At 44.5% G+C, this 23,804-nt stretch carries 23 protein-coding genes; 15 read left to right on the top strand and 8 right to left on the bottom strand.

Features of this window, described 5'->3' with window-relative positions:
* The first annotated feature begins 31 nt into the window (after nucleotides 1-31).
* Complete coding sequence (locus TH606_RS08405; protein ID WP_197460540.1) at nucleotides 32-916, top strand: radical SAM protein; 885 nt, start codon at nucleotides 32-34, stop codon at nucleotides 914-916.
* Nucleotides 909-1,862 (top strand): 4-hydroxythreonine-4-phosphate dehydrogenase PdxA, encoded by a 954-nt coding sequence (gene pdxA, locus TH606_RS08400; RefSeq protein ID WP_068542871.1) that lies wholly within the window; start codon nucleotides 909-911, stop codon nucleotides 1,860-1,862. Before TH606_RS08405 ends, pdxA begins: the two co-directional genes overlap by 8 nt.
* Here pdxA and TH606_RS08395 read toward each other — a convergent pair.
* The 4 genes from TH606_RS08395 to aspS all read right to left on the bottom strand — a co-directional run bounded on the left by TH606_RS08395 (nucleotide 1,859) and on the right by aspS (nucleotide 7,837).
* Entirely contained in the window at nucleotides 1,859-3,106 is a 1,248-nt protein-coding gene (locus tag TH606_RS08395) for a glycosyltransferase (RefSeq protein WP_068542869.1), read from the bottom strand. The two genes, pdxA and TH606_RS08395, sit on opposite strands and share 4 nt — an antisense overlap.
* Complete coding sequence (locus tag TH606_RS08390; protein ID WP_068542868.1) at nucleotides 3,099-3,764, bottom strand: DUF5752 family protein; 666 nt, start codon at nucleotides 3,762-3,764, stop codon at nucleotides 3,099-3,101. Before TH606_RS08390 ends, TH606_RS08395 begins: the two co-directional genes overlap by 8 nt.
* A 1-nt stretch (nucleotide 3,765) precedes the next feature.
* Nucleotides 3,766-5,946 carry a bifunctional alpha,alpha-trehalose-phosphate synthase (UDP-forming)/trehalose-phosphatase gene (locus tag TH606_RS08385; protein WP_068542866.1) on the bottom strand — a complete coding sequence of 727 codons (2,181 nt, stop codon included), beginning with the start codon at nucleotides 5,944-5,946 and terminating at the stop codon, nucleotides 3,766-3,768.
* 91 nt (nucleotides 5,947-6,037) lie between these two features.
* The gene (gene aspS, locus TH606_RS08380) at nucleotides 6,038-7,837 is read right to left on the bottom strand and encodes an aspartate--tRNA ligase (RefSeq protein WP_068542864.1); all 1,800 of its coding nucleotides are present in this window, start codon (nucleotides 7,835-7,837) and stop codon (nucleotides 6,038-6,040) included.
* 180 nt (nucleotides 7,838-8,017) lie between these two features.
* Here aspS and TH606_RS08375 point away from each other — a divergent pair, with 180 nt between their 5' ends.
* A complete protein-coding gene (locus TH606_RS08375) occupies nucleotides 8,018-8,890 on the top strand; it encodes a transposase (protein ID WP_068542862.1) in 873 nt (290 codons plus the stop codon).
* A gap of 141 nt (nucleotides 8,891-9,031) precedes the next feature.
* Here the strand turns inward: TH606_RS08375 and TH606_RS08370 are convergent, their stop codons facing one another.
* Nucleotides 9,032-10,549, bottom strand: a complete 1,518-nt coding sequence (locus TH606_RS08370) for an MBL fold metallo-hydrolase (RefSeq protein WP_068542860.1) — start codon at nucleotides 10,547-10,549, stop codon at nucleotides 9,032-9,034.
* A gap of 110 nt (nucleotides 10,550-10,659) precedes the next feature.
* Here TH606_RS08370 and prmC point away from each other — a divergent pair, with 110 nt between their 5' ends.
* The 3 genes from prmC to holB are packed head-to-tail and all read left to right on the top strand — an operon-like array spanning nucleotide 10,660 to nucleotide 13,815.
* Complete coding sequence (gene prmC / locus TH606_RS08365) at nucleotides 10,660-11,499, top strand: peptide chain release factor N(5)-glutamine methyltransferase (RefSeq protein WP_082863584.1); 840 nt, start codon at nucleotides 10,660-10,662, stop codon at nucleotides 11,497-11,499.
* Between the two features lie 16 nt (nucleotides 11,500-11,515).
* A complete protein-coding gene (gene murA / locus TH606_RS08360) occupies nucleotides 11,516-12,790 on the top strand; it encodes a UDP-N-acetylglucosamine 1-carboxyvinyltransferase (RefSeq protein ID WP_068542859.1) in 1,275 nt (424 codons plus the stop codon).
* Entirely contained in the window at nucleotides 12,778-13,815 is a 1,038-nt protein-coding gene (gene holB, locus TH606_RS08355; RefSeq protein ID WP_068542857.1) for a DNA polymerase III subunit delta', read from the top strand. The genes murA and holB overlap by 13 nt, the downstream gene beginning before the upstream one ends.
* Here holB and TH606_RS08350 read toward each other — a convergent pair.
* Genes TH606_RS08350 through TH606_RS08340 form a run of 3 tightly spaced genes read right to left on the bottom strand, consistent with a single transcriptional unit; the run spans nucleotide 13,723 to nucleotide 15,925 of the window.
* The gene (locus tag TH606_RS08350) at nucleotides 13,723-14,364 is read right to left on the bottom strand and encodes an FmdE family protein (protein WP_068542855.1); all 642 of its coding nucleotides are present in this window, start codon (nucleotides 14,362-14,364) and stop codon (nucleotides 13,723-13,725) included. The two genes, holB and TH606_RS08350, sit on opposite strands and share 93 nt — an antisense overlap.
* Nucleotides 14,361-14,816 (bottom strand): Mut7-C RNAse domain-containing protein, encoded by a 456-nt coding sequence (locus tag TH606_RS08345; RefSeq protein ID WP_068542854.1) that lies wholly within the window; start codon nucleotides 14,814-14,816, stop codon nucleotides 14,361-14,363. The genes TH606_RS08350 and TH606_RS08345 overlap by 4 nt, the downstream gene beginning before the upstream one ends.
* Entirely contained in the window at nucleotides 14,813-15,925 is a 1,113-nt protein-coding gene (locus TH606_RS08340; protein ID WP_068542852.1) for a DUF362 domain-containing protein, read from the bottom strand. The genes TH606_RS08345 and TH606_RS08340 overlap by 4 nt, the downstream gene beginning before the upstream one ends.
* Nucleotides 15,926-15,994: 69 nt before the next feature.
* Between TH606_RS08340 and pstC the strand changes: the two genes are divergently transcribed.
* The 9 genes from pstC (at nucleotide 15,995) to wbaP (ending at nucleotide 23,743) form a co-directional block, all read left to right on the top strand.
* Nucleotides 15,995-16,882 carry a phosphate ABC transporter permease subunit PstC gene (gene pstC, locus TH606_RS08335; protein ID WP_082863583.1) on the top strand — a complete coding sequence of 296 codons (888 nt, stop codon included), beginning with the start codon at nucleotides 15,995-15,997 and terminating at the stop codon, nucleotides 16,880-16,882.
* 3 nt (nucleotides 16,883-16,885) lie between these two features.
* The gene (pstA, locus tag TH606_RS08330; protein WP_068542850.1) at nucleotides 16,886-17,746 is read left to right on the top strand and encodes a phosphate ABC transporter permease PstA; all 861 of its coding nucleotides are present in this window, start codon (nucleotides 16,886-16,888) and stop codon (nucleotides 17,744-17,746) included.
* 8 nt (nucleotides 17,747-17,754) lie between these two features.
* Complete coding sequence (gene pstB / locus TH606_RS08325) at nucleotides 17,755-18,519, top strand: phosphate ABC transporter ATP-binding protein PstB (protein ID WP_068542848.1); 765 nt, start codon at nucleotides 17,755-17,757, stop codon at nucleotides 18,517-18,519.
* Between the two features lie 46 nt (nucleotides 18,520-18,565).
* A complete protein-coding gene (locus tag TH606_RS08320; RefSeq protein ID WP_068542846.1) occupies nucleotides 18,566-18,910 on the top strand; it encodes a phosphate signaling complex PhoU family protein in 345 nt (114 codons plus the stop codon).
* 18 nt (nucleotides 18,911-18,928) lie between these two features.
* Nucleotides 18,929-19,930, top strand: a complete 1,002-nt coding sequence (locus TH606_RS08315) for a TIGR00153 family protein (RefSeq protein ID WP_068542844.1) — start codon at nucleotides 18,929-18,931, stop codon at nucleotides 19,928-19,930.
* Complete coding sequence (mqnB, locus tag TH606_RS08310; protein ID WP_068542842.1) at nucleotides 19,931-20,548, top strand: futalosine hydrolase; 618 nt, start codon at nucleotides 19,931-19,933, stop codon at nucleotides 20,546-20,548. It abuts the gene before it with no gap.
* A complete protein-coding gene (locus tag TH606_RS08305; protein WP_068542840.1) occupies nucleotides 20,527-21,378 on the top strand; it encodes a 1,4-dihydroxy-6-naphthoate synthase in 852 nt (283 codons plus the stop codon). Before mqnB ends, TH606_RS08305 begins: the two co-directional genes overlap by 22 nt.
* Nucleotides 21,375-22,076 carry a MotA/TolQ/ExbB proton channel family protein gene (locus TH606_RS08300; RefSeq protein ID WP_068542837.1) on the top strand — a complete coding sequence of 234 codons (702 nt, stop codon included), beginning with the start codon at nucleotides 21,375-21,377 and terminating at the stop codon, nucleotides 22,074-22,076. Before TH606_RS08305 ends, TH606_RS08300 begins: the two co-directional genes overlap by 4 nt.
* Nucleotides 22,077-22,210: 134 nt before the next feature.
* Nucleotides 22,211-23,743: an undecaprenyl-phosphate galactose phosphotransferase WbaP gene (wbaP, locus tag TH606_RS08295; protein WP_197460539.1), complete on the top strand. Its 1,533-nt coding sequence runs from the start codon at nucleotides 22,211-22,213 to the stop codon at nucleotides 23,741-23,743.
* Nucleotides 23,744-23,804 lie beyond the last annotated feature (61 nt).

Genomic DNA, 23,804 nt, shown 5'->3' with positions numbered 1-23,804 from the left:
TATTGTTTTTGGGCCGGTAAAGTCAAGGAGATTGGGGTTATCTTTGGGGGTGGACCCCCTTATCCCTAAGGTATGCTCTTTTGATTGTCTTTATTGTGAAATTGGCCCCACCAAAATTCATACCCTTTACCGCCAAATTTACCGGTCCACTGAAGAAATTAAAAAGGCCCTTAAAGAAAGACTTTCTGATAAAACACTTCACTTTGAGGTGTTAACCTTTGCCGGCTCAGGGGAGCCCACCCTTCACGCCGAGCTTGATAAACTTATTCTTTTTGCCAAAGAGCTAACAGATAGGCCTATTTGTGTGCTCACTAACTCTTCTCTTCTCTGGCAGGAAGAAGTGCGTAAGGCCTTGGTAAGCGCTGACCTGGTGCTTCCCTCTCTTGACGCGGTAAGCGAAGACGTTTTCCAAAAGCTTAACCGTCCGGTGGAAGGGCTTAAAAGTTCTAAAATTATTGAAGGCCTTAAAAAGTTTAGAGAAGAATTTACCGGCGAGATATGGCTTGAAATAATGTTTGTGGCAGGCATCAACGATTCTGAAACCGAAATAAAAGCCCTGGCCAAAGTAACCAAAGAGATCTCTCCTGATAAAATCCAGCTAAACTCAGTTGACCGCCCTCCAGCCTATGCCAGGGCCAAGGCCATTCCCCTCAAGAAGATGCGAGAAATAGCCTCTTTTTTTGAAGGCCAGGTGGAAGTTATTACCCGCGAGGCCTTAAAAGAAGCAGGTGGTAAGCGTAAGCCCTCGGCTCAAGAAATACTTGCCCTTATAAGCCACCGGCCAGCTCCTTCTAAAGAAATTGCTCAGGCCCTTTCAAGCGACTTTAGAGCCACTTTAACTATACTTGAAGAACTGGTAAAAAAGGGACAGGCAAAAACCAAACGTCATCAAAACAAGATCTTCTACTATGTCTAAAATCAAACTGGGCATAACCATGGGTTGCCCTGCTGGCGTGGGGCCAGAGATTTGCCTAAAGGCCCTTACCAGGCCCTGGCCAGAAGATTTAGAGCTATTTATACTTGGTGACCTTTTTATTTTGAAAGAAGCTGCCCGCTCTCTTAATCTGCCTGTCCCTGACGAAAAAAAGATTATTCCTCTTTCTTCACTTAAAACCTATACCCCCGGAAGGCCTGACCTTGAAACAGCTAAGGCCATGGTGCGCTATATAAAAGAAGGCGTAAAAATGTGCCTCAAAGGTGAATTAAATGGCCTTATTACCTGCCCCATTAGTAAAACCGCCTTAAAACTTGCTGGGGAGCCTTTCCCAGGGCACACGGAGATGCTTGCTGAGCTTACCAACACCAGAGAGTACGCCATGGCCTTTTACGGTGAAAAGCTAAAGATTGTACTGGTAACTATTCATGAGCCTTTAAGCCGTGTATCAGAATTGCTTTCAGTAGAAAAAATACTCACAGTTACGCGGCTGGCCTATGACTTCTTGAAAAAAGATCTTGGCCTTAAAGACCCTCGCCTGGCGCTTGCGGCCTTTAACCCCCACGCCAGTGAAGGAGGCCTTTTTGGAGACGAAGAAGCCTGCATACTTGAACCGGCCATAGCAGAAGCCCAGAGGCAAAAAATACCCCTTTCTGGACCTTATCCTGCAGATAGCCTCTTTTATCAGACGGTAAACGGCCGGTTTGACCTGGTAGTCTCTCTTTATCATGATCAGGGGCTTATTCCCTTTAAGTTACTGCACTTTGAAGACGGGGTTAATCTAACTCTTGGCCTTCCCATAGTACGCACCTCCGTTGATCACGGTACCGCCTATGACATCGCGGGAAAAGGCCTGGCTAAAGAAGATAGCCTGATAGCCGCTATTAACCTTGCCTATCGTATGGCCAGGAATAGAAACAGAAATTAGAGGGCTTCAAGTTCTATTCTTTCACCATTACCAGAGACAAAAGAAAGCATTAGAGAAAGATAATCACGTACATGACGGGTAATAAGAAAGTTTTCTTTAACAAACTGGTGGGCCTTTTTCCCCATTTCCTGGCGTTTTTCATGGTAGAAGAGCAGATAGCGAATTCTTAAAGCAGCGCCTTCAGGGGTATGCACCAGAAAACCAGTGTGATGATTTACCACCTGAAGCCTTATGCCGCCTGTATCTCCGCCAATAACCGGCTTATATTTCCACATGGCCTCGGTCACCGTTAAACCAAAGCCTTCTTTGATGGACTTTTGTAGCACCACGTGCGCTGCCCGCTGGAGCGCGTTTATAGTGCGATGGGCATCTGGCGGGAGATAGAGCACATGAATATCCGGGTGTCCTTTAGCCAGGGCCTGGACTTCCTGATAGATTATCTCTCCCTCAGGGTCGTCAGCGGCACCACCGCCGGCGTAAACCAGTTGAAAGGGAATAAATTTCATGGCCATAATAGCCGCCTGAATAACGCCAACCGGGTCTTTAAAGCGGTCAAAACGCGATACCTGAAGCACCAGAGGTTTTTCCGGATCAAGGCCGAAGCGATCATACACCGCCTTCACTTCATCATCTGGAAGGTCCATGTTTTTTTCGGTAAGCGGGTCAATACTTGGCGGAATAATGTACTGCGGATGAGGAAGCGGCTGCGTAAAGTCCGGCATGGAAAAAATACTGGCATCGTAGTCTTTTACAATGTTTTTCAGATAACGCCATACCGGGCGATAGGGCTTGGAGAGGTCAATATGGCAGCGCCATATCCATTTGTTCTGGCGTTCACCCATGAGTTTAATAAGAAAAGCCGGTTGTGGATCATGAATAACCACAAAGTCTGCCTCTTTTAGAAATTTTTCAAGTTTTTCAAACTCTTTGCGGTTATTCTCTTCATAAATTTCAATGGAGCCAGGCGTAAAATCTACCGGAAAACCCTGCAAAGCATTATGAAAGGACTTAGTCACCTGAAAAAAAGGCTCATCACCGGCAATAACTTCCCAGCGTACTGAAAGGCCGAGGGCTTCCATCAAAGGGACCATGCTGCGCAAAATTTCAGCCACTCCCCCGCCATAACGAGTAGAATTCACGTGTAAGATACGCGCATCCTTTAAACGGCTCGCCATCTGTTTTAGCTGGTCTATAACATCTGAACCCACTATGGCTTCGTATTTGGCTAGCAAGTCGTTATTCATTTCGGCCCTCAAAAAAGCTTTTAAATACCGTTATGAGCTGTTCTTTAATTTCAGTAAGTGTGAAAAAATACGGGTCAATAGAGGCCAGGGAGGCAGATAATTGTTCATAATCCGGGCCAAAGGCAGAAAGCCAGGCCCTGAAGTCATCAAGGCTTTTTTCTGTACGCCGGCGGGCGTCAATAAAGTGGTAAAACACACTGCCCTGGGAAAAGGTTGGTAAAATTCCGGCTACTTCTTTGGGATGTGAAATGCGACGACCAGTGTCAAATACTACTATCTGGCTTTTTACAAAATAAAAAGGCTTATCAGCCTTGCGCCAGGGGAGGTCTGCGTGCTCGTCAAAACGCTCTTCAAGGACATTTATAAGCTCTTCGCGTAGCTCTTCAAGAGTTTCAAACTCGTGGGGAGCTATCAGGTTAAGCCTTTCAGCCAGGACGTAGTCGTGAAGCTCACGGTGCACCCAGGCGGCAAAGTCGTTATGGAATTCCGGGTGGTCAAAAGAGGGCCTTAGCTGTCTCGCCCAGAAATGATGATAAATACAGCCTGCTTCTACTTCCCGAACATGATCCAGAAGTTCCGCAAGGACATAAGCTTTCACGCCCAGTGATATAGAAACCAGAGAACAGTCTTTTACGTGGAAAAGGATCTCGTCAGCCATATCAGTTTACCAAGGTCTTTAAAATTTTACGAACTTCTGTGGGGTTTTTGGCCCGATATCTAGCCCGCGAAACCCCAAAGCCTACTTTTATGGTGTAGGCGTACTCTGGCATCACTTCAAATAGGTCTTCGTCAGTCCAGTCATCCCCTACCGCCAGAACAAAATCAAAGTCTTTCTTTTCAAGAAAATATTTGGCTGCCCGGCCCTTGTTAATATTTACAGGTTTAACTTCTATCACTTTGTTACCTTCAAGGACCATCAAGTCAAGATTTTGGGTAATGTCAAAAAGGGCTTCTTTTAACTCACGGGCCCTCTGGGCCGAGAGCTCTGGGTCTGCCTTACGGTAATGCCACACCAGAGCGTAGTCTTTTTCTTCTATAAAGGCCCCAGGGGTTATGTCAGCAAAATTTTCCATAACCGGCCTTATGGCTTCTTTCCAATCAAGGCTGATAGCTTCTAACATCTGCCATCCGCCTCTGGATTCTCTTATCCAGACACCATGCTCAGCTACGATGTTCAAAGGAATATTCCCAAACCAGGCCTCAAGGGTATCTTTGTCGCGCCCACTTATTAACACCACTTCATTATTCGGAATTTCTGTAAGTTTTCTTAACAGATAGAGCAGGTCTTCGTCAGGGCGAGCGGCCTCTGGCCTTCCCGCAAAGTTCACCAGAGTTCCGTCATAGTCAAGAAATTCTATACGTTCTTTGGCCTCACTAAAGGCCTTTTTCATTTCTTTGAGAAGATTTTCAGTGATGTTAGTAGCCACAAAGGCCTGTTGCGCTTCTTTTATTTCGTAAAGTTTTTCCATAAACTCGTGAGCCCAGCGGTTTACGTTATAGCGGCGCAGGCGGTTTTTCATCAGATAATTGCGAAGGCTCTTTTCCTGAGGGTCCATTTCCAGGGCCTCGCGCATGGCCTCAACCATTTGCGAGGAGTTAAACGGGTTAATAATAATAGCCTCGCCTAATTCTGAGGCCGCGCCAGCCATTTCTGAAAGCACCAGCATACCGTGCTCTGCCGGTGTAGTAGCCACGTATTCCTTGGCAATAAGGTTCATACCGTCTCTAAAAGGGGTGACCAGAGCCACATCAGCGATATGATAAAGGGCAGCCAGAGTGTGAAAGGGAAGAGAACGGTAAAGATACCAGACTGGCGTCCAGCCAAAGGCCCCGTGACGGCCGTTTATACGGCCAATTAGTTCATCAACTTCTTTCTTGAGCAACATGTAATGTTCAACCCTGGTGCGTGAAGGCACAGCTACCAGAATTAAAATAACCTTTTCTTTGTACTCTGGATATTTTTCAAGGAGTTCATCATAGGCCTTGAGACGCTCGGCAATGCCTTTGGTGTAATCAAGCCTATCCACCGAAAGAATGACCTTACGATTGCCTGTGCGACGTTTTATACGCCTTATCTCCTGACGTACTTCTTTTTTTTCAGGGGCCTTGGCAAACTTTTCATAGTCAATCCCCATGGGGAAGGCATCAACCCTTAAAACTCTGTCTTCGGTGGTAATAAGGCCGAGGCTGTGTTCAAAACCAAGAATACGGCGTACAGAGCTTATAAAATGCCTTACGTAGTCGTAAGTATGGAAGCCGATAAGGTCTGCCCCGAGAAGGCCTCTAAGTATTTCTTCGCGCCAGGGAAGCACGCGAAAGATTTCATAAGAAGGGAAAGGAATATGGAGAAAAAAACCAATGGTAGCCTGAGGCAGTTTTTCTCTAAGCATTTGAGGAAGCAAAAGTAGCTGATAATCATGCACCCAGATGGTGCTATCAGGCCCAGCCACCTCAAGAATCGCTTCGCAAAATAGGCGATTTACCCGGCGATAAGACTCCCAGAACTTCTGGTCAAAAACGGCGTACTGGAGAAAATAATGAAATAACGGCCAGAGGGTCTTATTGGAAAAGCCGTAGTAATATTTTTCTATAAGCCTCTTGGAAAGGAAAACAGGCTTACAGGAAAGCTCGCGAAGCTTGGCGATAATGTCTTCTTCGTGGCCGCGGGCAGATTCCTGCGAGATTCCCGGCCAGCCAAGCCAGACGCCTCCGGTTTCGCGATAAAAAGAACCAAGCCCGGTGGCAAGCCCCCCGGCACTGGAATGAAAAAAAAATTTGCCCTCGCGCTTGCTAACCGTTACAGGCAGACGATTGGAAACAATTATCATGTGGCTGGCCATGGCTTAATACTACGTTTATAACTCTGTTTTGCCAAGGCCAACCCGCCAGGTTCTGGCCGAAAAACGTCAAATTACAGGCTAAAAAGCCTATTTAATCCTTTTTTTCTTTCTCCAGGTCCCAGCCTGGGAGCAAATGTAATTCAGTTAACTGGGTCATGGTAACCGGGGCCGGAGCTCCGGTAAGCAGGCACTGGGCCTTCTGTGTTTTTGGGAAGGCAATAACATCTCTTATACTCCTGCGGCCAAGCATAAGCATTACCAGGCGGTCAAAACCAAAAGCAAAGCCCCCGTGAGGCGGTGCTCCGTACTCCAGCGCTTCCAAAAGAAAGCCAAATTTTTCCTGGGCTTCTTCAGGGGAGATTTTAAGCAGATTAAAGACCTTTTGCTGAATATCTGGCCGGTGGATACGGATACTTCCTCCGCCTATTTCAATGCCATTAAGCACCAGGTCATAGGCTCGTGAGCGCACGGCTTCGGGTTTTTCTTCAAGAAGGGGTAAGTCTTCCTCCTTGGGAGAAGTAAAGGGATGGTGCATAGCCACGTAGCGACCTTCGTCTTCGTCCCATTCCACTAAAGGAAAGTCAACTATCCAGCAAAGTTTGAATACATTTTTGGGAATAAGGTTTAAGCGATTAGCTAGCTCTACCCTTAAATCAGCTAAGACTTCATTTACCACGCTTGGTTGGTCAGCCACAAAAAAAATGGTGCTACCTTCTTGGGGCTTTAGAGCTTCTAGAAGACCTTTGATTTCATCTTCACTAAAAAACTTGGTGATGGGAGACTGAAGCTCTCCACCTTCACGCACCTTGATCCAGGCAAGGCCTTTAGCTCCGCGTTCGTTGGCAAAGGCCGTAAGATCATCAAGCTCTTTGCGGGAAAAATCAGCAGGGGCCACAAGCCCTTTTATAATGCCTCCCTTTTCAACTACCTGGGCAAACACTTTAAACTGAGTATTTTCAAAAATATGAGTCAAGGGGATTAGCTCAAGGCCAAAGCGGAGGTCTGGACGGTCAGTTCCGTACTTTTCCATAGCGTCCGCGTAGGAAATAACAGGAAATGGCCTTTCAAGCTCTAACCCAAGTGTTTCTTTAAAAACCGAGGTCACCAATTCCTCAAGCAGAGCCATAATATCTTCTTCGGTGATAAAAGACATCTCCAGGTCAAGCTGGGTAAATTCAGGTTGACGGTCAGCCCGGAGGTCTTCGTCGCGGAAACAGCGAACGATTTGGTAATAGCGGTCAAAACCCGCCACCATTAAAATTTGCTTGAAAAGCTGGGGCGACTGGGGAAGCGCATAAAACTTACCAGGATAAAGCCTGCTAGGCACGAGATAATCCCTTGCACCTTCAGGAGTGCTTTTAGTGAGAAACGGGGTTTCTATTTCAATAAAGCCTTTTTCATCTAAAAATTGCCTGGCTACTCTGGCCACTTTATGCCTGAAGCGTAAGGCCTCCATAAGGGCCGGACGGCGCATATCAAGGTAGCGATATTTGAGACGTAGAGCCTCTGAGACTTCAACTTCTTCGTCAAGCGGAAAAGGCGGTGTTTTTGAGGTATTAAGGATGCGCAGGTCATAGGCCGCCACTTCTATTTCACCGGTAGGTATCTTGGGATTTTCCATGCCTTCTGGACGACGCCGCACTTTGCCTTTTATGGCTATGCAGTATTCAGGCCGCAACCTGTGAGCGTGTTCGTGGGTTTCCGGATTAATTTCCGGCTCAAAGACCACTTGGGTTATACCCTCACGGTCACGGAGGTCTATAAAAATAACACCGCCGTGGTCCCTTCGGCGGAGAACCCAACCCATAAGGGTTACTTCTTCACCTATATGAGAACTGCGGAGCTCCCCACAGTGATGCGTCCTTTTCCACTGGCCTAAAAGATCAAGCATAGTTTCCTCCCTCGCTATAACACCTGAATTTTGGCTTAAACGTTTAGCCCTATAAACGAAAGAAGACAAGAGGCAAAACAAATTTAAAAGTAGGGACAGGCAAACTTTTAAAATCCTACCAAAAATTGACCGATAATTAAAAAAAGGGACAGGCAAATTTTTTTGAAAGGAGGTTTCGTCATGCCGCGCATTCCAAGATTTTTCATGGATGACCCAAAGGCCGCCTATCACGTCATCTCCCGCACCGCTCTGCCTGGCCACGATGTCCTCGGCCCTGAAGAAAAAGACTACCTGCTCCACCTTATCCGCTGGCTCTCTCAGGTATACTTCGTTGAAGTTTACGGCTTTGCCATCATGGGCAATCATTTTCATCTACTCTGCCGCATGCTCCCTGAAAACCAGTTCTCCGACGAAGAAGTAAAACGCCGCATCAGGCTCTACTACGGCCGGAAGCGCAAAATCTTTTTCTACGAAGAGCTAATCAAGAAGTGGCGGGCTAGACTTGGTAACCTTTCCCGCTACATCCAAGACGTAAAACAGCGCTTCTCCCGCTGGTATAACCGGCGGGTTAACCGCAAAGGCTACTTTTGGGCTGACAGGTTCAAGTCCGTAATCGTGGAAACCGGTGAGGCTTTGCTCAATTGTCTGGCTTACATAGAGCTAAACCCGGTGCGGGCAGGGATAGTGGAGAAACCAGAAAATTACCGCTGGTGCTCGCTGGGATATCGGTCAAGAGTAGGGACAGGCGAAAATTTTCTTTCGCTTAATCTGGGGCTTAGTGGATGGGAGAAGAAGACGGAGAAAGAGAGGCTTAAGCTTTTGCAAGAGTTTGTTTACGGGAAGGGCAGCCTGGGTGAGCCAGAAAGAGGGACAGGCGAAATTTTTAGACAAAGAATAAAATACTTTACCGAAAGTCTAGCTATAGGGAGCAAGGGGTTTGTAGGAAAGGCAGCCGCAAAGTTAAAAGGACTTTTCAGTTTTAAAAGCGAGAAAAAAGCCAGAAGTATAAGCAATTTTATTGATACAGGGACAAGAATCGTTTTTCTTAAATGAATTCTTTAGACATTAGCTGATGAAAAGTGCCCTTTCATGCTTTTGCTAGGTCCATCGCCTCTAGCTCCTAGCTGTGAGCAAAAGGAAAATGCGCTTCTTATCGTAAAGGTCTTTTTAAAGTGTTCCCAAAAGGCTCTTACTTTAAGAAGGATGGTAGGTTTCAATAGATCCGAAAGTTTTAAGTTTTTCTCCTTCAAGTACAGAGACAGTTCCGTGACCACCACATATAAGGCAGCGTTTACCCTGGGGTTTTAAGTTTTTATCAGTTTTTTTAGCTAGGGCTAAAAGAGCTTCTCTTTCACGAACAGCCTTTTCACGATCTACATTTACCGAGGTCATGAGTATTTTGGCCAGACGGGCAAATTCTTTTCTTTCAGAGGTAAAACTTTCCAGATTAAGAAGGCTATCACCAGTAAAAAGAAGCCCTACATCAGGGGAATAGAAAAATACCTGGCCATAAAGATGGCCTCCTAAACTTTCAAGGACTTCGATCTCTAAAGTCCCAACTTTAAAGCGATAGATTACCGGAAAAATATTCCTGAGACCTAAAACTTTTTTGGGAAACATTTTTACTTTTTCAGGGAGAGGAGGCGTGAAGCGAGAAAAAAGATTTATAAGTTTGGTATATACTTCTTCAAGGACAGAGCCTTCTATTTGAGAACCGTAGGCTCGGTTAGCTTTTTGGATTATTCCCCAGGTTCCTTCATGTAAATAGGTCGGGGCCTCAAAAAAATCCGCTGCCCCAACGTGGTCTGCATCAGCATGCGTGATATATATTCCAGAAAGTCGTGTCAAGTCTCCTAAGCCATAATATTGAAACATTTTAATAACATCTTCATAATATATGCCAAAGCCGGTATCAATCATAACCATATCTTCTGGAGTTTTGAGGACAAAAATGTTTCCTCCACAGGGAAGTTGAAAAGAGAACAGTTTAACATCTGGTGTTACTTCTATCTGTTGGACATCAGCATAAAAAGATATACCTGTACTTTTCTTTATCATTTGGCCAGTGGCCAAAATAGCTGTAAATACCTCTTTAGGGTCTTGATTTAAATTGGTGAGTTCCTGGACGATGTGGTTGATGTCATTAAGTAGCCTTAGTAAAAACTCATCTTCAGCTTTATCTATAAGTTTTCTTAATTTCTGGGCAAATTTCAGGTAAAAAACGGTATTATCAAGGCTGTCTTCCCAGGTATCATATTCCAGTATTTCCAGGCGATAACGGGATTTAAGGTCGTTTAAAAGCTTATCAATTAAAGTGGTGCCCTCTACAGTTAAGCTAACTGTAAGACGGTCAGGGTGAGGGCCTTTTTCGTCAAAATCAAGAAAAGCTATATTGGCTTGAGCTTCAGTAACATAATTCAAAAATTCAAACAACGCTCCAGGGCGATGAGGTAAATATACGTTAAATTTTAAGAATTTGAGAGGAGCTATTGACTCCTGAAGATAACCCAAACGTTGTAATTCCTGGCGTACCAAATAGTAATTTTCTTCACTTTTAAAAGTAACTTCAAAAAAGACGGTGTTAGGGTCTATCCGGCGATCATAATGAATACGATTAATATTTCCTTGGTGCCTTCTTATAACTTCAGCCGCTCGATGAAGAGCCCCGGGCTTGTCTGGCATACGGGCCACAAAATAAAATTTTTTACTCATGCAAATGATTTTAAATAATTTTAGCTAAATAAACAAACTTAAAATTTTGCCTGTCCCTAAATTTTCTAAATTTTGCCTGTCCCTAAATTTTGTTGTTAAGTTTCATTGAAATGCCATGTGTTAGAGATGTTCTTGAAAAAGCCCAAAATTTATTAATATCCAAAGGCTTTTCTCAAAGTGAGGCAGCTTTTGAAGCGAGATTTATTCTTTCTTTCCTGCTTAAAATGCGTCCTCTTGATGTCTTCACCATTTCTGAAATTTCACCAGAAGTTTCGGCACGTTTTTTAAACCTCGTTAAAAAACGCGCCGAAGGGGTCCCTACCGCCTATCTTCTTGGGGAGACAGAGTTTTTTGGCCGACCATTTGTAGTAGGCCCTGGAGTCTTGATTCCACGTCCTGAAACAGAAATCCTGGTGGAAAAAGTCCTTGAAACCGTTTCACAGGGAAAAATTCTTGAGCTGGGCGTGGGCTCTGGATGTATATCCATAACTCTGGCCCTTGAAGCCCCTAAACTTACACTTTTCGGAGTAGAGTTAAGTTCAAAGGCCCTTGAATACGCTAAAACTAACCGGAGACGTTATAATCTAGAAAAACGTGTCTTTTGGATTAGAGGGAACTGGCTTAGACCTATCAAAAAAAACAGGCAATTTAAGGCAATAGTTAGCAATCCTCCTTATATTGCCGAAAAAGAATGGCCTTTTCTGGAAAAAGAGGTTAAAAACTATGAACCCCGTGAGGCACTATTGGCTGGCCCTTATGGGCTTCACTTTATTGCCAAAACTTTAAAAGAAGCCCCAGATTACCTTGTGCCCGGTGGGTACGTTTTTTTAGAAATAGGTTACCAGCAAAAAGATGGGGTAGCAGCTCTCGCTGAAAGTCTTGGATATCGGTATTATTTTGAAAAAGACTTATCAGGATATTACCGGGTTCTAGTGGCTAAACTAAAATAAGTTCGGTTGGAAAGATATGTCAAAAACAAGCTGTATATTCGTAGAAGGTGGACACCGCCTTTCAGGAGAAGTAGTGGTAAGCGGAGCGAAAAACGCGGCGCTTCCGGCTCTGGCCGCTACTCTTCTGGCCCCAGGAGAATATCAACTTTTCAATGTTCCTGACCTTCTTGACATTAAAACCATGTTGAAACTCCTTTCCCTCCTGGGAGCCAAATGGCACCAGCAAAAAGGCTCCCTGGTAATAAATACCTCTTTGGCAGGTAAAACCGTTGCTCCGTATGAAATAGTAAATCTGATGAGGGCTTCGGTCCTGGTCCTTGGGCCTCTGGTGGCCCGGGCTGGTGAAGCCCGGGTGGCACGTCCTGGAGGTTGCCCTATCGGGAAAAGACCCATAGACTTACATTTAAAAGGCCTTGAAGCCATGGGCGCCAAAATAAAGATGGAACACGGCGACATCGTGGCCAAAGCCCCCAGGCGTGGGCTAAGTGGAGCTGAAATTACCTTTGACTTTCCTTCGGTTACTGCTACTGAAAACCTGATGATGGCCGCGGTTTTAGCCCGGGGGAAAACCACTATTAGAAACGCTGCGCGTGAGCCAGAAGTGGTCTTTTTAGGAGATATGCTTGTTTCTATGGGAGCCAGGATAAAGGGCCATGGCACGGAAACCATTTCAATTGAAGGCGTAAAAGAGCTTTCTCCCACCAAAATTAAAGTTATTCCTGACCGCATAGAAGCAGGTACTTACCTGATGGCCCCGGCTGTAACAGGAGGAGAGGTAGAAGTAAAAAATTTGTGCCCGGAACATCTTGAAACCGTAATAGCTACGCTAAAAGAAATGGGGCTTAAGCTTGAAGTAGCTCAAGATAGCATCCTTTCTCGCCCTGGCAAAAGGCTAAAGCCCCTTAAAGTGCGCACGGCTCCCTATCCAGGATTCCCTACAGATTTGCAGGCCCAGATTATGGCTGTATTAAGTACGGTAAAAGGCACTTCGGTAATCGTTGAAAATATTTTTGAAGATCGCTTTCATCATGTGGAAGAGCTCAAGAGATTGGGAGCAGACATTACCGTAGAAGGCCGCGTGGCGGTGGTAAATGGGGTTAAAAAACTTCAGGCCGCCCCGGTCAAGGCCACCGATTTAAGGGCCAGTGCTTCGTTAGTTCTGGCAGGTCTTGGGGCAGAGGGAGTTACCCAAATCAGTGAAATACACCATCTAAAAAGAGGCTACGAAGATCTTTGTAAAAAATTTTCAGGAATCGGCGCCAAAATCTGGGAAGGACCATGTCAACATTAGAAGAAAAAGAAGAAAAGACTCCTCCACTGGAAGAAAAGAGCCTTTCTTTATCAGAAATAGTCGGCCAGGATAAGGCCATAGCTATTCTTGAGCAGGCCCTTAAAAATAAAAGAATTCCCCATGCTTATCTTTTTCTTGGCCCTGAAGGGGTAGGGCGAGAAACCACCGCCCTTTCTTTTTTCAGGCGGATTATCTGTGAGAATCAAACAGGCTGTGGTGAATGTATTGCCTGCCAGAAATTCAGACGCGGTAACCACCCTGACGTAGAAATAATTTCTCCCCGGGGAAAGAACATAAAAATTGAGCAGATAAGAGAAGTTGAAAAAAAGCTTAATTTCCGGCCGCTAGAGGCAGAAAAGCGCTTAATCCTTTTTACCGAGGCCGAAGCCCTTACCCGCGAAGCAGCAAACGCCCTTTTGAAATCCCTGGAAGAACCGCCTCTTTATAATCTCTTCGTCCTTATCGCTCAAAGTACCGAAGGATTGCTGCCAACCATTGTTTCCCGCTGTCAAATAGTAAGGTTCAGGCCTGTTCTCAGAAAAATTTTAGAAAAAATTCTAGTCGAACGCTTTGGCATAATGCCTGAAGAGGCAGAGGGGCTGGCGGTACTGGCTGAAGGGAGCCTGGGAAGGGCCTTGCGCCTGGCTGAGAAGGGATACCTTGAGGAACTTTCTCGCCTGGTGAAGGCCATCGTTAGTGGAAGGCCTTATTTCATCATTTCATCCTCCGAAACACTACCCAAGCTTAAAGAAGACTTACCCCTTTTCTGGGAGCTAGTTCTGATATGGCTCAGGCAGGCCCTGGTTAGTGAACTTGGCCTGGATAAATTCCCTTCCCTTTTTCCTGAAAAGCCACCAAAAGACTTTATTATTCCAGCCATGGAAAAAATAGAAAAGGCCTTTATGGCTATCCAGATGAATTTAAACCAGGAGCTATTTCTCCTTGACCTTTTGACTAATCTTTCTGAGCTCTGGCGTCAAACCAGCCAGGCGGAAGTAGCTTCCACGGGCACAGGGGCGGCATAAAATCTTGCCGTTTTCCAGAACCTCACGGCCATCCTGCACCCACACGCCGCATCTCTCACATTGAACCCGTTTAAGTGGCCGGCCCGGGAGGTCAAAGTCAGATAGTTCCACCACTACCTTTTGAATATCAAAAAGCTCTTCTTCAGGCATGACTTTGTAGGCTTCAAGCTGGCGGCGGTATTTATCAGGTATTTCTGGAAAATAATTTTTGGAAAGTTCACGTGCTTCTTCCCGAGCAATAAGACGATAGGCCTCTTTGGTTTCAAGATTTAGAAAAGTGGCGGCCATAATACCGTGGTCTAAAAACTTCAAAGAACGCTTACCAAGGCTTGCCCCGGTCACTGATTGTATGGCATCAGTGGCGCAGCGGTCAATCTCCACAAAAACGAGAAACTTTTTACGGTCAGCCCCTTTAGGGTCTTTAATACCGATTAAACGAAGCCCCAGCAAAGCCATTCTTACTCCCAGAACCTGACCGGCACAAAGGTGCCCGTGTGTTTTTACGGACTCGGCGAGAATTTCTTCAAAAGGCACTTCAAAAATATTCATGGTTTGGACTCCTTTTTTAAAAAGCTAATTTTTGCCTGTCCCCAGGCTTTCATACGCTTTTGGTGGCTGCCAGGCCAATAAATTTGACCACAGGCCGGACAGCGTTTGAAATGTAAAAAGTTTTCGTAAACATAGTCTGGCACCAGGCCAAGGACGTCTCTTTTAGGAATATTCTCAAGAGGTTGATTACACCTGATACAAAGCGTAAAAGGCTTAATCTGGTCCTTTAACCAGGGAAGTTTATGAAAAACATATTCAAGTTGTTCTTCCACTTTGTCACTTTCAATCAAAATAGTTCGTGGTGACGCAAGACGCCCTGAGCGCGTAAACAAAATAGCTCCTTCTGGGACTTCTCGCAGACTTTTAATTTCTTTCATTTCACAGGGAATGCCAAGAATACGAAGCCATTTCGCCAGTTTTCCCACTGTTTTATCAGCAATAAGTCTTTTCATAACCTTAAAAGCTCGTAATCTCTTTTGCCAAGGCCTATTTCCTCGGCGTGAGAAAGTTGCACTTCCCAGTCAACCTTGGGATATAAAAGGCGAAACTTATCTTCTCCCGGATCTGCCGATATTTTTGCCCCTGGAAGAGAGGGCTCTGCTGTTACCAAATCCACTGAGGCCTGGTCTATGGCCACCGGGTCATCTGAAGCAAGAATGCCTATGTTCCGAACAATGGGATAGTCATTAAAATGATAACAATCACAGGCCGGTGAAACATCGGTTATAAAATTGATAAAAACCACCCGGCCTCTTTTGTTAGAAAGAACAGCGTAGGCGTATTCAGCCATTTTTTTCATGAAAGGTATGGCCTGCTCGTTCCACTGAACTTTAATAGCACCTTGAGGGCAGACAGCAATACACTCTCCGCAGCCGATACATTTTTGTGGATTAATGCGAAAACGCTTTTTCTTGGCACCTTCTACTGGTTCTGGCGCCTCTACCGGGCAGAACTCAAGGCAGGTGCCACAACCTACACACTGGCGTTTATTGATTTTGGGGGCAATGGTTGAATGCTGCTGAAGCTTCCCTTTCCTGGCCGCCCCTCCCATGGCCAGGTTTTTAATGGTGCCCCCAAAGCCAGAAAGCTCATGCCCTTTAAAATGGGTAAGTACTACCAGCCCATCGGCCCGATAAATCTCTTTGGCCACGTAAAATTCTTTTAAAACCGGGAGGTCAAGATGAATTAACTCATAAGAGTTACCCCTTAAGCCATCAGCAATTATTACCGGGGCCTTAACCACAGCGTAATCAAAACCATTGGCAATGGCTGTTTCCAGGTGGGAAACAGCGTCAGAGCGGCTACCCTTGTAAAGGGTGTTGGTGTCTGTAAGAAAGGGCTTAACCGCCAGGCCTTGAAGATATTCCACTACTTTTCTCGCCCATTGAGGCCTGAGGTGAGCCAGATTTCCCCATTCACCGAAATGGAGTTTTACGGCTATCAGAGAATTTTTTCTGAAACGTTCGGCCAGATTAAATGGCTCTAAAAGCTTTGGAATTTTATCAAGAAGGCTTTTTTTGTTATCTACTTTTAAGTCCGTAAAATAAACTTTGGCTGCCATGGGAAAACCTCCAATTTGTCAATTTTTTGTAACAATTTTATTGAACTTTCATTTATAATATGGACCATGATGAACGACAAAAAGCTATCTCTACCATCAAAAATCTGGGACGATGTTTTCAGGTATCTGGCCTTTGGTTCGGGTCTGGTGGTAATATTGTTAATTGTTGCCTCTTTAATAACCTTGATAATCCAGTCCTGGCCAGCCATAAAACACTACGGCTTAAGCTTTATCTGGAGTACTGATTGGGACCCTTTGGCTGAAAAATACGGAGCGCTTCCCTTCATAGTAGGTACTCTCCTGACTTCATTTCTGGCTTTGATCATCGCTACCCCTTTTGCTCTGGCTGGAGCCATTTTTCTGGGAGAACTTGCTCCTAAAAAAATAGCCGAACCTATATCTTTCATAATGGAACTTCTGGCTGGCATTCCCTCGGTAATTTACGGGCTCTGGGCCTTATTCTTTTTGGTACCTATAATTAGAGCCTTTCAAATGAAAATAGGCGCTCCTCCTTATGGCCTGGGTATTTTTACTGCCTCTCTGGTACTGGCTATTATGATTCTACCTTACGCCCTTTCTGTAGCTAGAGACGTAATAAAGCTCTGTCCCAATGACTTAAAAGAGGCAGCCTACGGCCTTGGGGCTACCCGCTGGGAAACTATCAGGGGAGTTATTCTCCCTTATGCTAAGTCAGGGATTGTGGCTGGCATTGTGCTGGCTCTGGGAAGGGCACTTGGCGAAACCATGGCTGTTACCATGGTTATAGGTAATAGTTCTACTTTGCCATCAAGCATCTGGGACCTGGGAAACACCATGGCCAGTGTCATTGCCAATGAGTTCAACGAAGCCCAGGGGTTGCACCTGGCCGTGTTAGTAGAAATAGGCCTTTTGCTCTTCATTATTACGGTAATAGTAAACCTCATCGCCCGTATCTTTATCATCAAAACCAGGGTATAAGCCATGAATAATACCAATAACGTTAGATACCAGTGGCGCAGGACTAAAAATCAAATTATTCTTGCCACCATAGCTGTTTTGGCTATAATCCCGGCCATTCCCCTTTTTGTAATTCTCTTTCAACTTTTCCAAAAAGGTATAAGTAGCCTTAGTATTGACTTTTTTCTCAACCTTCCTGCCCCTCCAGGAGAACCAGGTGGCGGTATTAAAAACGCCATTGTGGGCACTTTTATCATTGTAGGGTTGGCCTCTTTGATGGGTGTTCCCATATCCATCATGGCGGGTATTTATCTTTCTGAGTATGGTAAAGAATCAAAATTTGCCCATCTGGTAAGAATGTGCGCTGATATCTTCCAGGGAGTTCCTTCTATTGTTATAGGTATTATCGCCTACGCCTGGGTGGTAAAACCCCTTGGCAAGTTTTCAGCCCTGGCAGGTTCTGTAGCTCTTGCCATCATGATGATCCCCGTAGTAGTACGCACTACCGAAGAGGTTTTACGCCTGGTGCCAAACATTTTACGAGAAGCCTCTCTGGCTCTGGGAGTGCCTTATTGGCGCACGGTTCTAAAAGTAGTTCTCCCTACAGGGATGGTGGGTGTTACCACAGGAGTGCTAATAGCCGTAGCACGCATTGCCGGTGAAACCGCTCCGCTCCTTTTTACCGCCTTTGGTAATCCTTTCATGACTTATAATCCCCTTGAACCTATGAACGCCTTGCCTTTGCTCATATTTAACTATTCCATGAGCCCTTATGAAGACTGGTGGCAACAGGCCTGGGGAGCTTCTATTGTCCTTATCACGATAGTTCTTCTACTAAACATTGCATCTAGAATACTGGCCCGCAGGGTAGCGGGAGAGAAATAGGAGGCAAAATGAGCATTGAGAACCCCATCTTTCGCACTGAAGACCTGTGCGCTTATTATGGCGACTTCATGGCCATTAAGCATGTCACTATGTCCATACCAGAGAAAAAAGTTACTGCCTTCATGGGGCCTTCTGGTTGCGGTAAAACCACTATCCTGCGCTGTTTAAATCGTCTCCATGAATTAACCCCTGGGGCCTGGTATTCAGGAAAAATCTTTCTTCGTGACCAGGATATACTTGAGATGGACCCTATTCTTGTCAGGCGTAAAGTGGGCATGGTCTTCCAGAAACCCAATCCCTTTCCCACCATGACCATTTACGACAACGTTCTGGCTGGCTACAAACTCCTGGGAATTCGCCTCAAAAAGGAAGAAGCCGACCGGATTTGCGAGGAAGCCTTGCGCAAAGCGGCTCTATGGGATGAAGTAAAAGACATTTTACATAGGCGGGGGACTTTCCTCTCTGGTGGCCAGCAGCAAAGGCTCTGTATTGCCAGGGCGCTAGCGGTTAATCCCGAGGTGCTTCTCATGGATGAACCTACCTCTGCTCTGGACCCAAAGGCCACCTTGCAGATTGAAAATCTTATCGTTGATCTCAAAAACACCGTTACCATTATCATTGTAACCCATAATATGCCTCAGGCTGGTCGTGTTTCCGACTATTCTGCCTTCTTTTATTTAGGGGAACTGGTAGAGTTTGGCCCTACGGCGGAAATGTTTACTAACCCCAAAGACCCGCGCACAGAAGAATATTTAACTGGAAAATTCAGTTAAAATCCTATAAAATGGAAATTCATATGCCAAAAATTGGAGGCCTCCTATGAATATTCATCTCCAAAAAGACTTACAAGACCTTAAACGCTATTTAATGGAAATGTGCCGCCTGGTTTCTGAGTCTGTACGCACGGCAGTAAAGGCCTTTGAAGAAAGAGACCCAGAGCTTGCCAAACTGGTAATCAAGCAGGACCACAAAATAGATGCACTAGAGAATGAAATTCTCGTCTTTTGTATGAAAATATTGGCCCTTCATCATCCCCTGGCCAGAGACCTTCGCTTTATAACTTCGGCCATGAGCATGATTCGCGACCTGGAACGCCTGGGGGACCAGGCCGTTAACATTGCCGAACGGGTGGAAGAAATCGCCAGAGATGGCGTTTTCACCTGACCAGTTGACCTGAGTGACATGGCCCGTGAGGCCTTGGGAATGCTAGATGGAGCACTAGAAGCCTTTGTAACTCAGGACCCTGAAAAGGCATGTGCCGTCTGCCTTAAAGACGAAAAAGTTGATAGCTACCAGGATGTCCTAATAAATAAAATTATAGAATGCATGGAATCTAACAAAAACATTATTAAAATCGGTATCCATTACATCATCATAGTTAAAAACTTAGAAAGAGTAGCTGATCTTGCCACCAACATAGCTGAAGAAGTAGTTTTCCTGGTAGAAGGACGCATCATCAGACATACGGAAATATGTGAGTCTTACATAAGTGAGCTTAAAAGCGAAGAGCCCGAAGTATTAAAAGAAAAACCCTCTGCTGAAAAGAAAGAACTCTTTGATTTACTTGAAGATCATGCCCAGCTGGTTCTTCATTGTGTAAACATGTTACCAAAGGCCTTTGAGGCCTTCTTTCAAAGGAATATTGAGGCCTGTCACAAAATTTATACTGAGCTGGTTCAAATTGAACGAGAAGCTGATTCCATCAAGAAAAATATTCGCAGTCACTTACCCCACGGTATTATTCTTCCAGTAGATAAATTTGAATTATTTTTATATCTCAAAGAACAGGACGCTATAGCTGATGCCGCTGAAGAAATTCTTAAGTGGCTTACCTTTAGAGAATATGAAGTTCCTGAAGACGTTTCCTTTCAGGTAATTTTATTAACCAAACACAATATTGAAACTGCCGAGTTACTAATTCCTCTTCTTGAATATTCCAGGGCTTATTTGAGTGCGGCAGATTCCATAGCCCGAGAAAAGGCCAAAGAAGTGATACGCAAAATTAGGGCTCGTGAACATGAAAGTGATGAAATTGCCACCACCCTTAAACGCGAAGTCTTCAACATGGAAAAAGATCCTCTATCAGTATTTCATCTTCTGCGGGTTACTGAACTGATTTGCCAGATTTCTGGCCGGGCCGAAAACGCTGGAGACCTGATGCGCGCCATGCTGGCTAAAGTGTAAATGACAATACTTGTGCCCACGGAAATAGAAGCTTCTCCTTTGAGAAAGAGAGGGCTCAATGTCCAGGTCATCGGCATGGGCCCGGTGGAAGCGGCCCTTGGCTCTTATAGTGTGCTCGCCAGACAAAAAGAAGGGCCTGTTATCCTGGCTGGGATTGGGGGAGCTTACCCGAAAAGTGGCCTACAGATAGGAGATATTGCTCTAGCCAGTGTAGAATTTTTTGGAGACCTGGGAATATGCTATGCTGCAGGGCACCAGCCCTTTCCAGAAGGGCTACCAGCAAAAAAGGAATGCTCTCTACGCCACCCTTTGATGGAAAAGGCCCTGGCTATCCTTGAAGAAAAAGGCTTTTCCCCCGAGTGCGGTCCTTTTGTAACAGTCTGTTGCGCCACTCGGGATGTATCTCGATCAGAAGTTTTGGCCCTGAAACATCAAAATGCTCTTATTGAAAACATGGAGGGCTTTTCCGTAGCTTTAGCTGCAAAGATTTTTTCTCTACCCTTGCTAGAAATTCGCGCGGTGAGTAATCTTCTAGCTGAGCCTGAAAGTCCTTGGGCTATTGAAGAGGCCCTTGAAAAGCTCGGAGAAGCCTTGTTATGCCTGAAAGAGAAGCTTTAAGCCTTGGTTTTTCCCCTTGCCCTAATGACACCTTTATCTTTGGCGGCCTGGCTACCGAAAAAATTCCTCTTTCTTTTGATTACCAGTTTTTCATAGAAGATGTAGAAAAACTTAACGAGCGTGCCCTTAAAAACGAGCTAGCGGTTACCAAGCTTTCTTTTGGCGTCTTCCCGAAAGTAATTGAAAAATACCAGCTTTTGCCTATAGGCGGAGCCCTGGGCTATGGCTGTGGCCCTGTGCTTGTATCCCGGAAAAAAAGTTTAGATCTTGGCAGGGCCTGCCTGGCTATCCCTGGCAAAAACACTACGGCTTATATGCTGCTAAAGTTTTACTGGCCAGAGTCTGGAGAAGTCATAAGCTTGCGTTACGACGAAATTTTACCAGCCTTACTTAAAGGCGAGGTTGACGCCGGGCTACTTATTCACGAAACCCGCTTTGTTTACCAAAAATACAACCTATATCAGATTGTTGACCTGGGGAGCTGGTGGGAAAAAGAAACCGGTCTTCCCATACCACTGGGGGGCATTTTTGTTAAGCGTGCGCTTTCTTCAAAAACCAAAAAGGCCGTTTATTTTGACATCAAAAATAGCCTGGCTTATGCCCGCCAAAATCTCGGAGACATCTGGCCATTTATTATAAAACACGCCCAGGAGATAGAAGAGGGTGTTATCAAAAGCCATATCAATACCTTTGTAAACAATTTCACTTATAACCTGGGGAAAAGGGGCAGGGAGGCCGTATTCTTTTTCCTTAAAAAATGCCAGGAAAAAGGATTATTAACTCAAATTCCCGAAGGTTTTATTTTCTATCCTGAGGAGGAACGGTCGTGAACTTATGGCACTTGATATTTCAGGCAGGACTTGTGGCTAAGATTACCCTTTTATTACTTCTTTTTATGTCCATTAGCACCTGGGCCGTAATTTTTACTAAATGGCGCCAGTTCAAAGAGGCCTCCCGTGGCCTTAAAAACCTAACCAATATGGCTGAAAAAAGTTCCTCCTGCCAGGAACTGGCCAGCAAACTGCGCCAGTATAAAAAAACAGCCGGATGGAATATTGCTCGTTATCTCCTGGGAGAGCTTGTACGCCTGCGCCAGGAAGGCGCTCTACCGGAGAAGAAAGAGCTTTTTGCCCTCTGGCTTGAAATGTTTATCAAGCGTCTTAACCGCTACTTAAATGTAGCCAGGGAAAGAGAAATATCAAATTTGAAAGAAGGCCTTTCCTTCCTAGCTATAACAGGAAACAGTGCCCCTTTTATTGGCTTATTTGGTACTGTGTGGGGAATAATGACGGCCTTTCATCAGATTGGGCTTAAGGGTTCAGCCAGTCTCGCTACAGTGGCCCCTGGTATTGCCGAGGCCCTTATTGCCACGGCCCTAGGTCTTTTTGCCGCTATTCCAGCCAGCATGGCTTACAACTACTTCGCCGCCCGCCTGGAAAACCTGGAAGCCCGTCTGCAAGAACTGGGCGAAGTCATAATTCTTCTCATTGAAAAAGAATTCATGCACGAAATTATGGAAGAAGAATAAGTTTGTAAGGAGGAGGCCCGAAAGGCCGACGAAGCAGTCCATTAAATAAAATGTTTCATAAAGGTTTCTAAATAAGCTTGCCTTTTCGCCAATATTACTTATAATGCCGAAGAAAATAATAAAAAGGGTGTCTGGTGGAAACTTTATCTCTAAAGCAAGAAGATTGTGGTAATAAGAAAAATTATTTTCAATCTGGAGAGATTCCTCTTTCAGCTAGATATATATATCCAAAATTAGGAGAACCACCAGAATATTATTTAATCCTTTTTTTGGGAGATTTGTTAGTTCTAACCTTATCTTTTTTCTTAGCCCTTTTTACTAGAAATCTTTTGGGGCAAGTTTTTAAAACTATCCCCTTTTATTCTTTAAGCCAGGGATTATCCCTTATTACTTCCTACTGGTGGCTTTTTATTCCCATCCCCCTGACATTTATTTATCATCGCTTATATGACCGCCGATTATGCTTCTGGGAAGAAACTAGAGAACTTCTAAGGGCTCTTATCCTGGCCTTTCTTGGAATTTTTGCCTTAATATTCGTTAAAAAACTAGGACCACAGATAAGTCGTCTCAACTTTGGGTTTATGTTTGTTTACGCCATATTTTTACTACCCGCAGGACGCTATCTGCTAAAAATATTCCTTTTTAAATTTTCTCGTTATCACCGTAAGGCCCTTATTATTGGAGCTTCAGAAGGGGTAGAATGCCTTATCCGAGCTCTAGAAAAAGATAAATTTCTAGGCTATGAGGTAATAGGTCTACTTGATGATAATCCAATCTTAAAGGGCAAAATTATAGAAGGCAAAAAAGTTTTTGGCTCTTTGCGCCAGTTGAATAAGTTTATTTCGTTTCTAAATGTTGATACTATATTTTTAAATTCAGCTTCTTTTGAAAACGGAAAGCTCGCTAAAATATTAGCCTCTATTCAAAATATGGTAAAAGAGATATGCATACTCCCTGACTTTAAAACTTTTGGTATGCTAAATACTGAAACACAGACCCTTTTCAATGAAAAGCTTTTTCTTCTCAAAACCCGTAATAATCTTAAATCCCCTACTAACATATTATTAAAAAAGGTTATGGATTATACTTTTTCGCTCCTTCTCTTACCAGTCCTTCTTCCTGTAATGGGCATTATAGCTATTTTTATCAAGTTGGATTCACCAGGGCCGATCTTTTTTGTGCACGAGCGTATAGGACGTTTTGGTAAACGCATTCGAGTTTATAAATTTCGGACTATGTATCAGAATGCCGATCAACTGTTAGAAGAATACCTGGCTAAAAATCCAGAAGCACGTAAGGAATGGGTTTTGTATAAAAAGCTCAAATGTTTTGATCCAAGAGTTACCAGAATGGGCAAATTTTTACGCAAAACTTCTTTAGATGAACTTCCCCAAATTTTTAACGTGCTTAAAGGGGAAATGTCTTTGGTAGGCCCACGGCCATATCTTCCTCGTGAAGAAACGGAAATGAATAGTTATCAACATATTATTCTATTAACTAACCCAGGAATAACTGGACTATGGCAGGTTAGCGGAAGAAACAACTTAACTTTTAGAGACCGTATAAAAACGGATACCTGGTATGTTCTGAATTGGTCTCTCTGGCTGGATTTAATTATCCTTTTGAAGACTATTATAGTGGTCCTAAAGAAAGAAGGAGCTCATTAGTTTTTTCTCTAATTTCTTTAATATAACCGCTCCATAGTGTTTCGTCAACTGTGTCCGCAGG

Origin of the sequence: Thermodesulfatator autotrophicus (assembly GCF_001642325.1) — a bacterium.
GTDB lineage: Bacteria > Desulfobacterota > Thermodesulfobacteria > Thermodesulfobacteriales > Thermodesulfatatoraceae > Thermodesulfatator > Thermodesulfatator autotrophicus.
The sequence above is the reverse complement of the archived record's forward strand: the minus strand, read 5'-3'. Positions and strand labels throughout refer to the sequence as shown.

Coding starts and splice junctions, on each gene's coding strand:
- pdxA (WP_068542871.1), top strand. CDS start 909: ATGTCTAAAATCAAACTGGGCATAACCATGGGTTGCCCTGCTGGCGTG.
- TH606_RS08395 (WP_068542869.1), bottom strand. CDS start 3,106: ATGAATAACGACTTGCTAGCCAAATACGAAGCCATAGTGGGTTCAGAT.
- TH606_RS08390 (WP_068542868.1), bottom strand. CDS start 3,764: ATGGCTGACGAGATCCTTTTCCACGTAAAAGACTGTTCTCTGGTTTCT.
- TH606_RS08385 (WP_068542866.1), bottom strand. CDS start 5,946: ATGGCCAGCCACATGATAATTGTTTCCAATCGTCTGCCTGTAACGGTT.
- aspS (WP_068542864.1), bottom strand. CDS start 7,837: ATGCTTGATCTTTTAGGCCAGTGGAAAAGGACGCATCACTGTGGGGAG.
- TH606_RS08375 (WP_068542862.1), top strand. CDS start 8,018: ATGCCGCGCATTCCAAGATTTTTCATGGATGACCCAAAGGCCGCCTAT.
- TH606_RS08370 (WP_068542860.1), bottom strand. CDS start 10,549: ATGAGTAAAAAATTTTATTTTGTGGCCCGTATGCCAGACAAGCCCGGG.
- prmC (WP_082863584.1), top strand. CDS start 10,660: ATGCCATGTGTTAGAGATGTTCTTGAAAAAGCCCAAAATTTATTAATA.
- murA (WP_068542859.1), top strand. CDS start 11,516: ATGTCAAAAACAAGCTGTATATTCGTAGAAGGTGGACACCGCCTTTCA.
- holB (WP_068542857.1), top strand. CDS start 12,778: ATGTCAACATTAGAAGAAAAAGAAGAAAAGACTCCTCCACTGGAAGAA.
- TH606_RS08350 (WP_068542855.1), bottom strand. CDS start 14,364: ATGAATATTTTTGAAGTGCCTTTTGAAGAAATTCTCGCCGAGTCCGTA.
- TH606_RS08345 (WP_068542854.1), bottom strand. CDS start 14,816: ATGAAAAGACTTATTGCTGATAAAACAGTGGGAAAACTGGCGAAATGG.
- TH606_RS08340 (WP_068542852.1), bottom strand. CDS start 15,925: ATGGCAGCCAAAGTTTATTTTACGGACTTAAAAGTAGATAACAAAAAA.
- pstC (WP_082863583.1), top strand. CDS start 15,995: ATGAACGACAAAAAGCTATCTCTACCATCAAAAATCTGGGACGATGTT.
- pstA (WP_068542850.1), top strand. CDS start 16,886: ATGAATAATACCAATAACGTTAGATACCAGTGGCGCAGGACTAAAAAT.
- pstB (WP_068542848.1), top strand. CDS start 17,755: ATGAGCATTGAGAACCCCATCTTTCGCACTGAAGACCTGTGCGCTTAT.
- TH606_RS08320 (WP_068542846.1), top strand. CDS start 18,566: ATGAATATTCATCTCCAAAAAGACTTACAAGACCTTAAACGCTATTTA.
- TH606_RS08315 (WP_068542844.1), top strand. CDS start 18,929: ATGGCCCGTGAGGCCTTGGGAATGCTAGATGGAGCACTAGAAGCCTTT.
- mqnB (WP_068542842.1), top strand. CDS start 19,931: ATGACAATACTTGTGCCCACGGAAATAGAAGCTTCTCCTTTGAGAAAG.
- TH606_RS08305 (WP_068542840.1), top strand. CDS start 20,527: ATGCCTGAAAGAGAAGCTTTAAGCCTTGGTTTTTCCCCTTGCCCTAAT.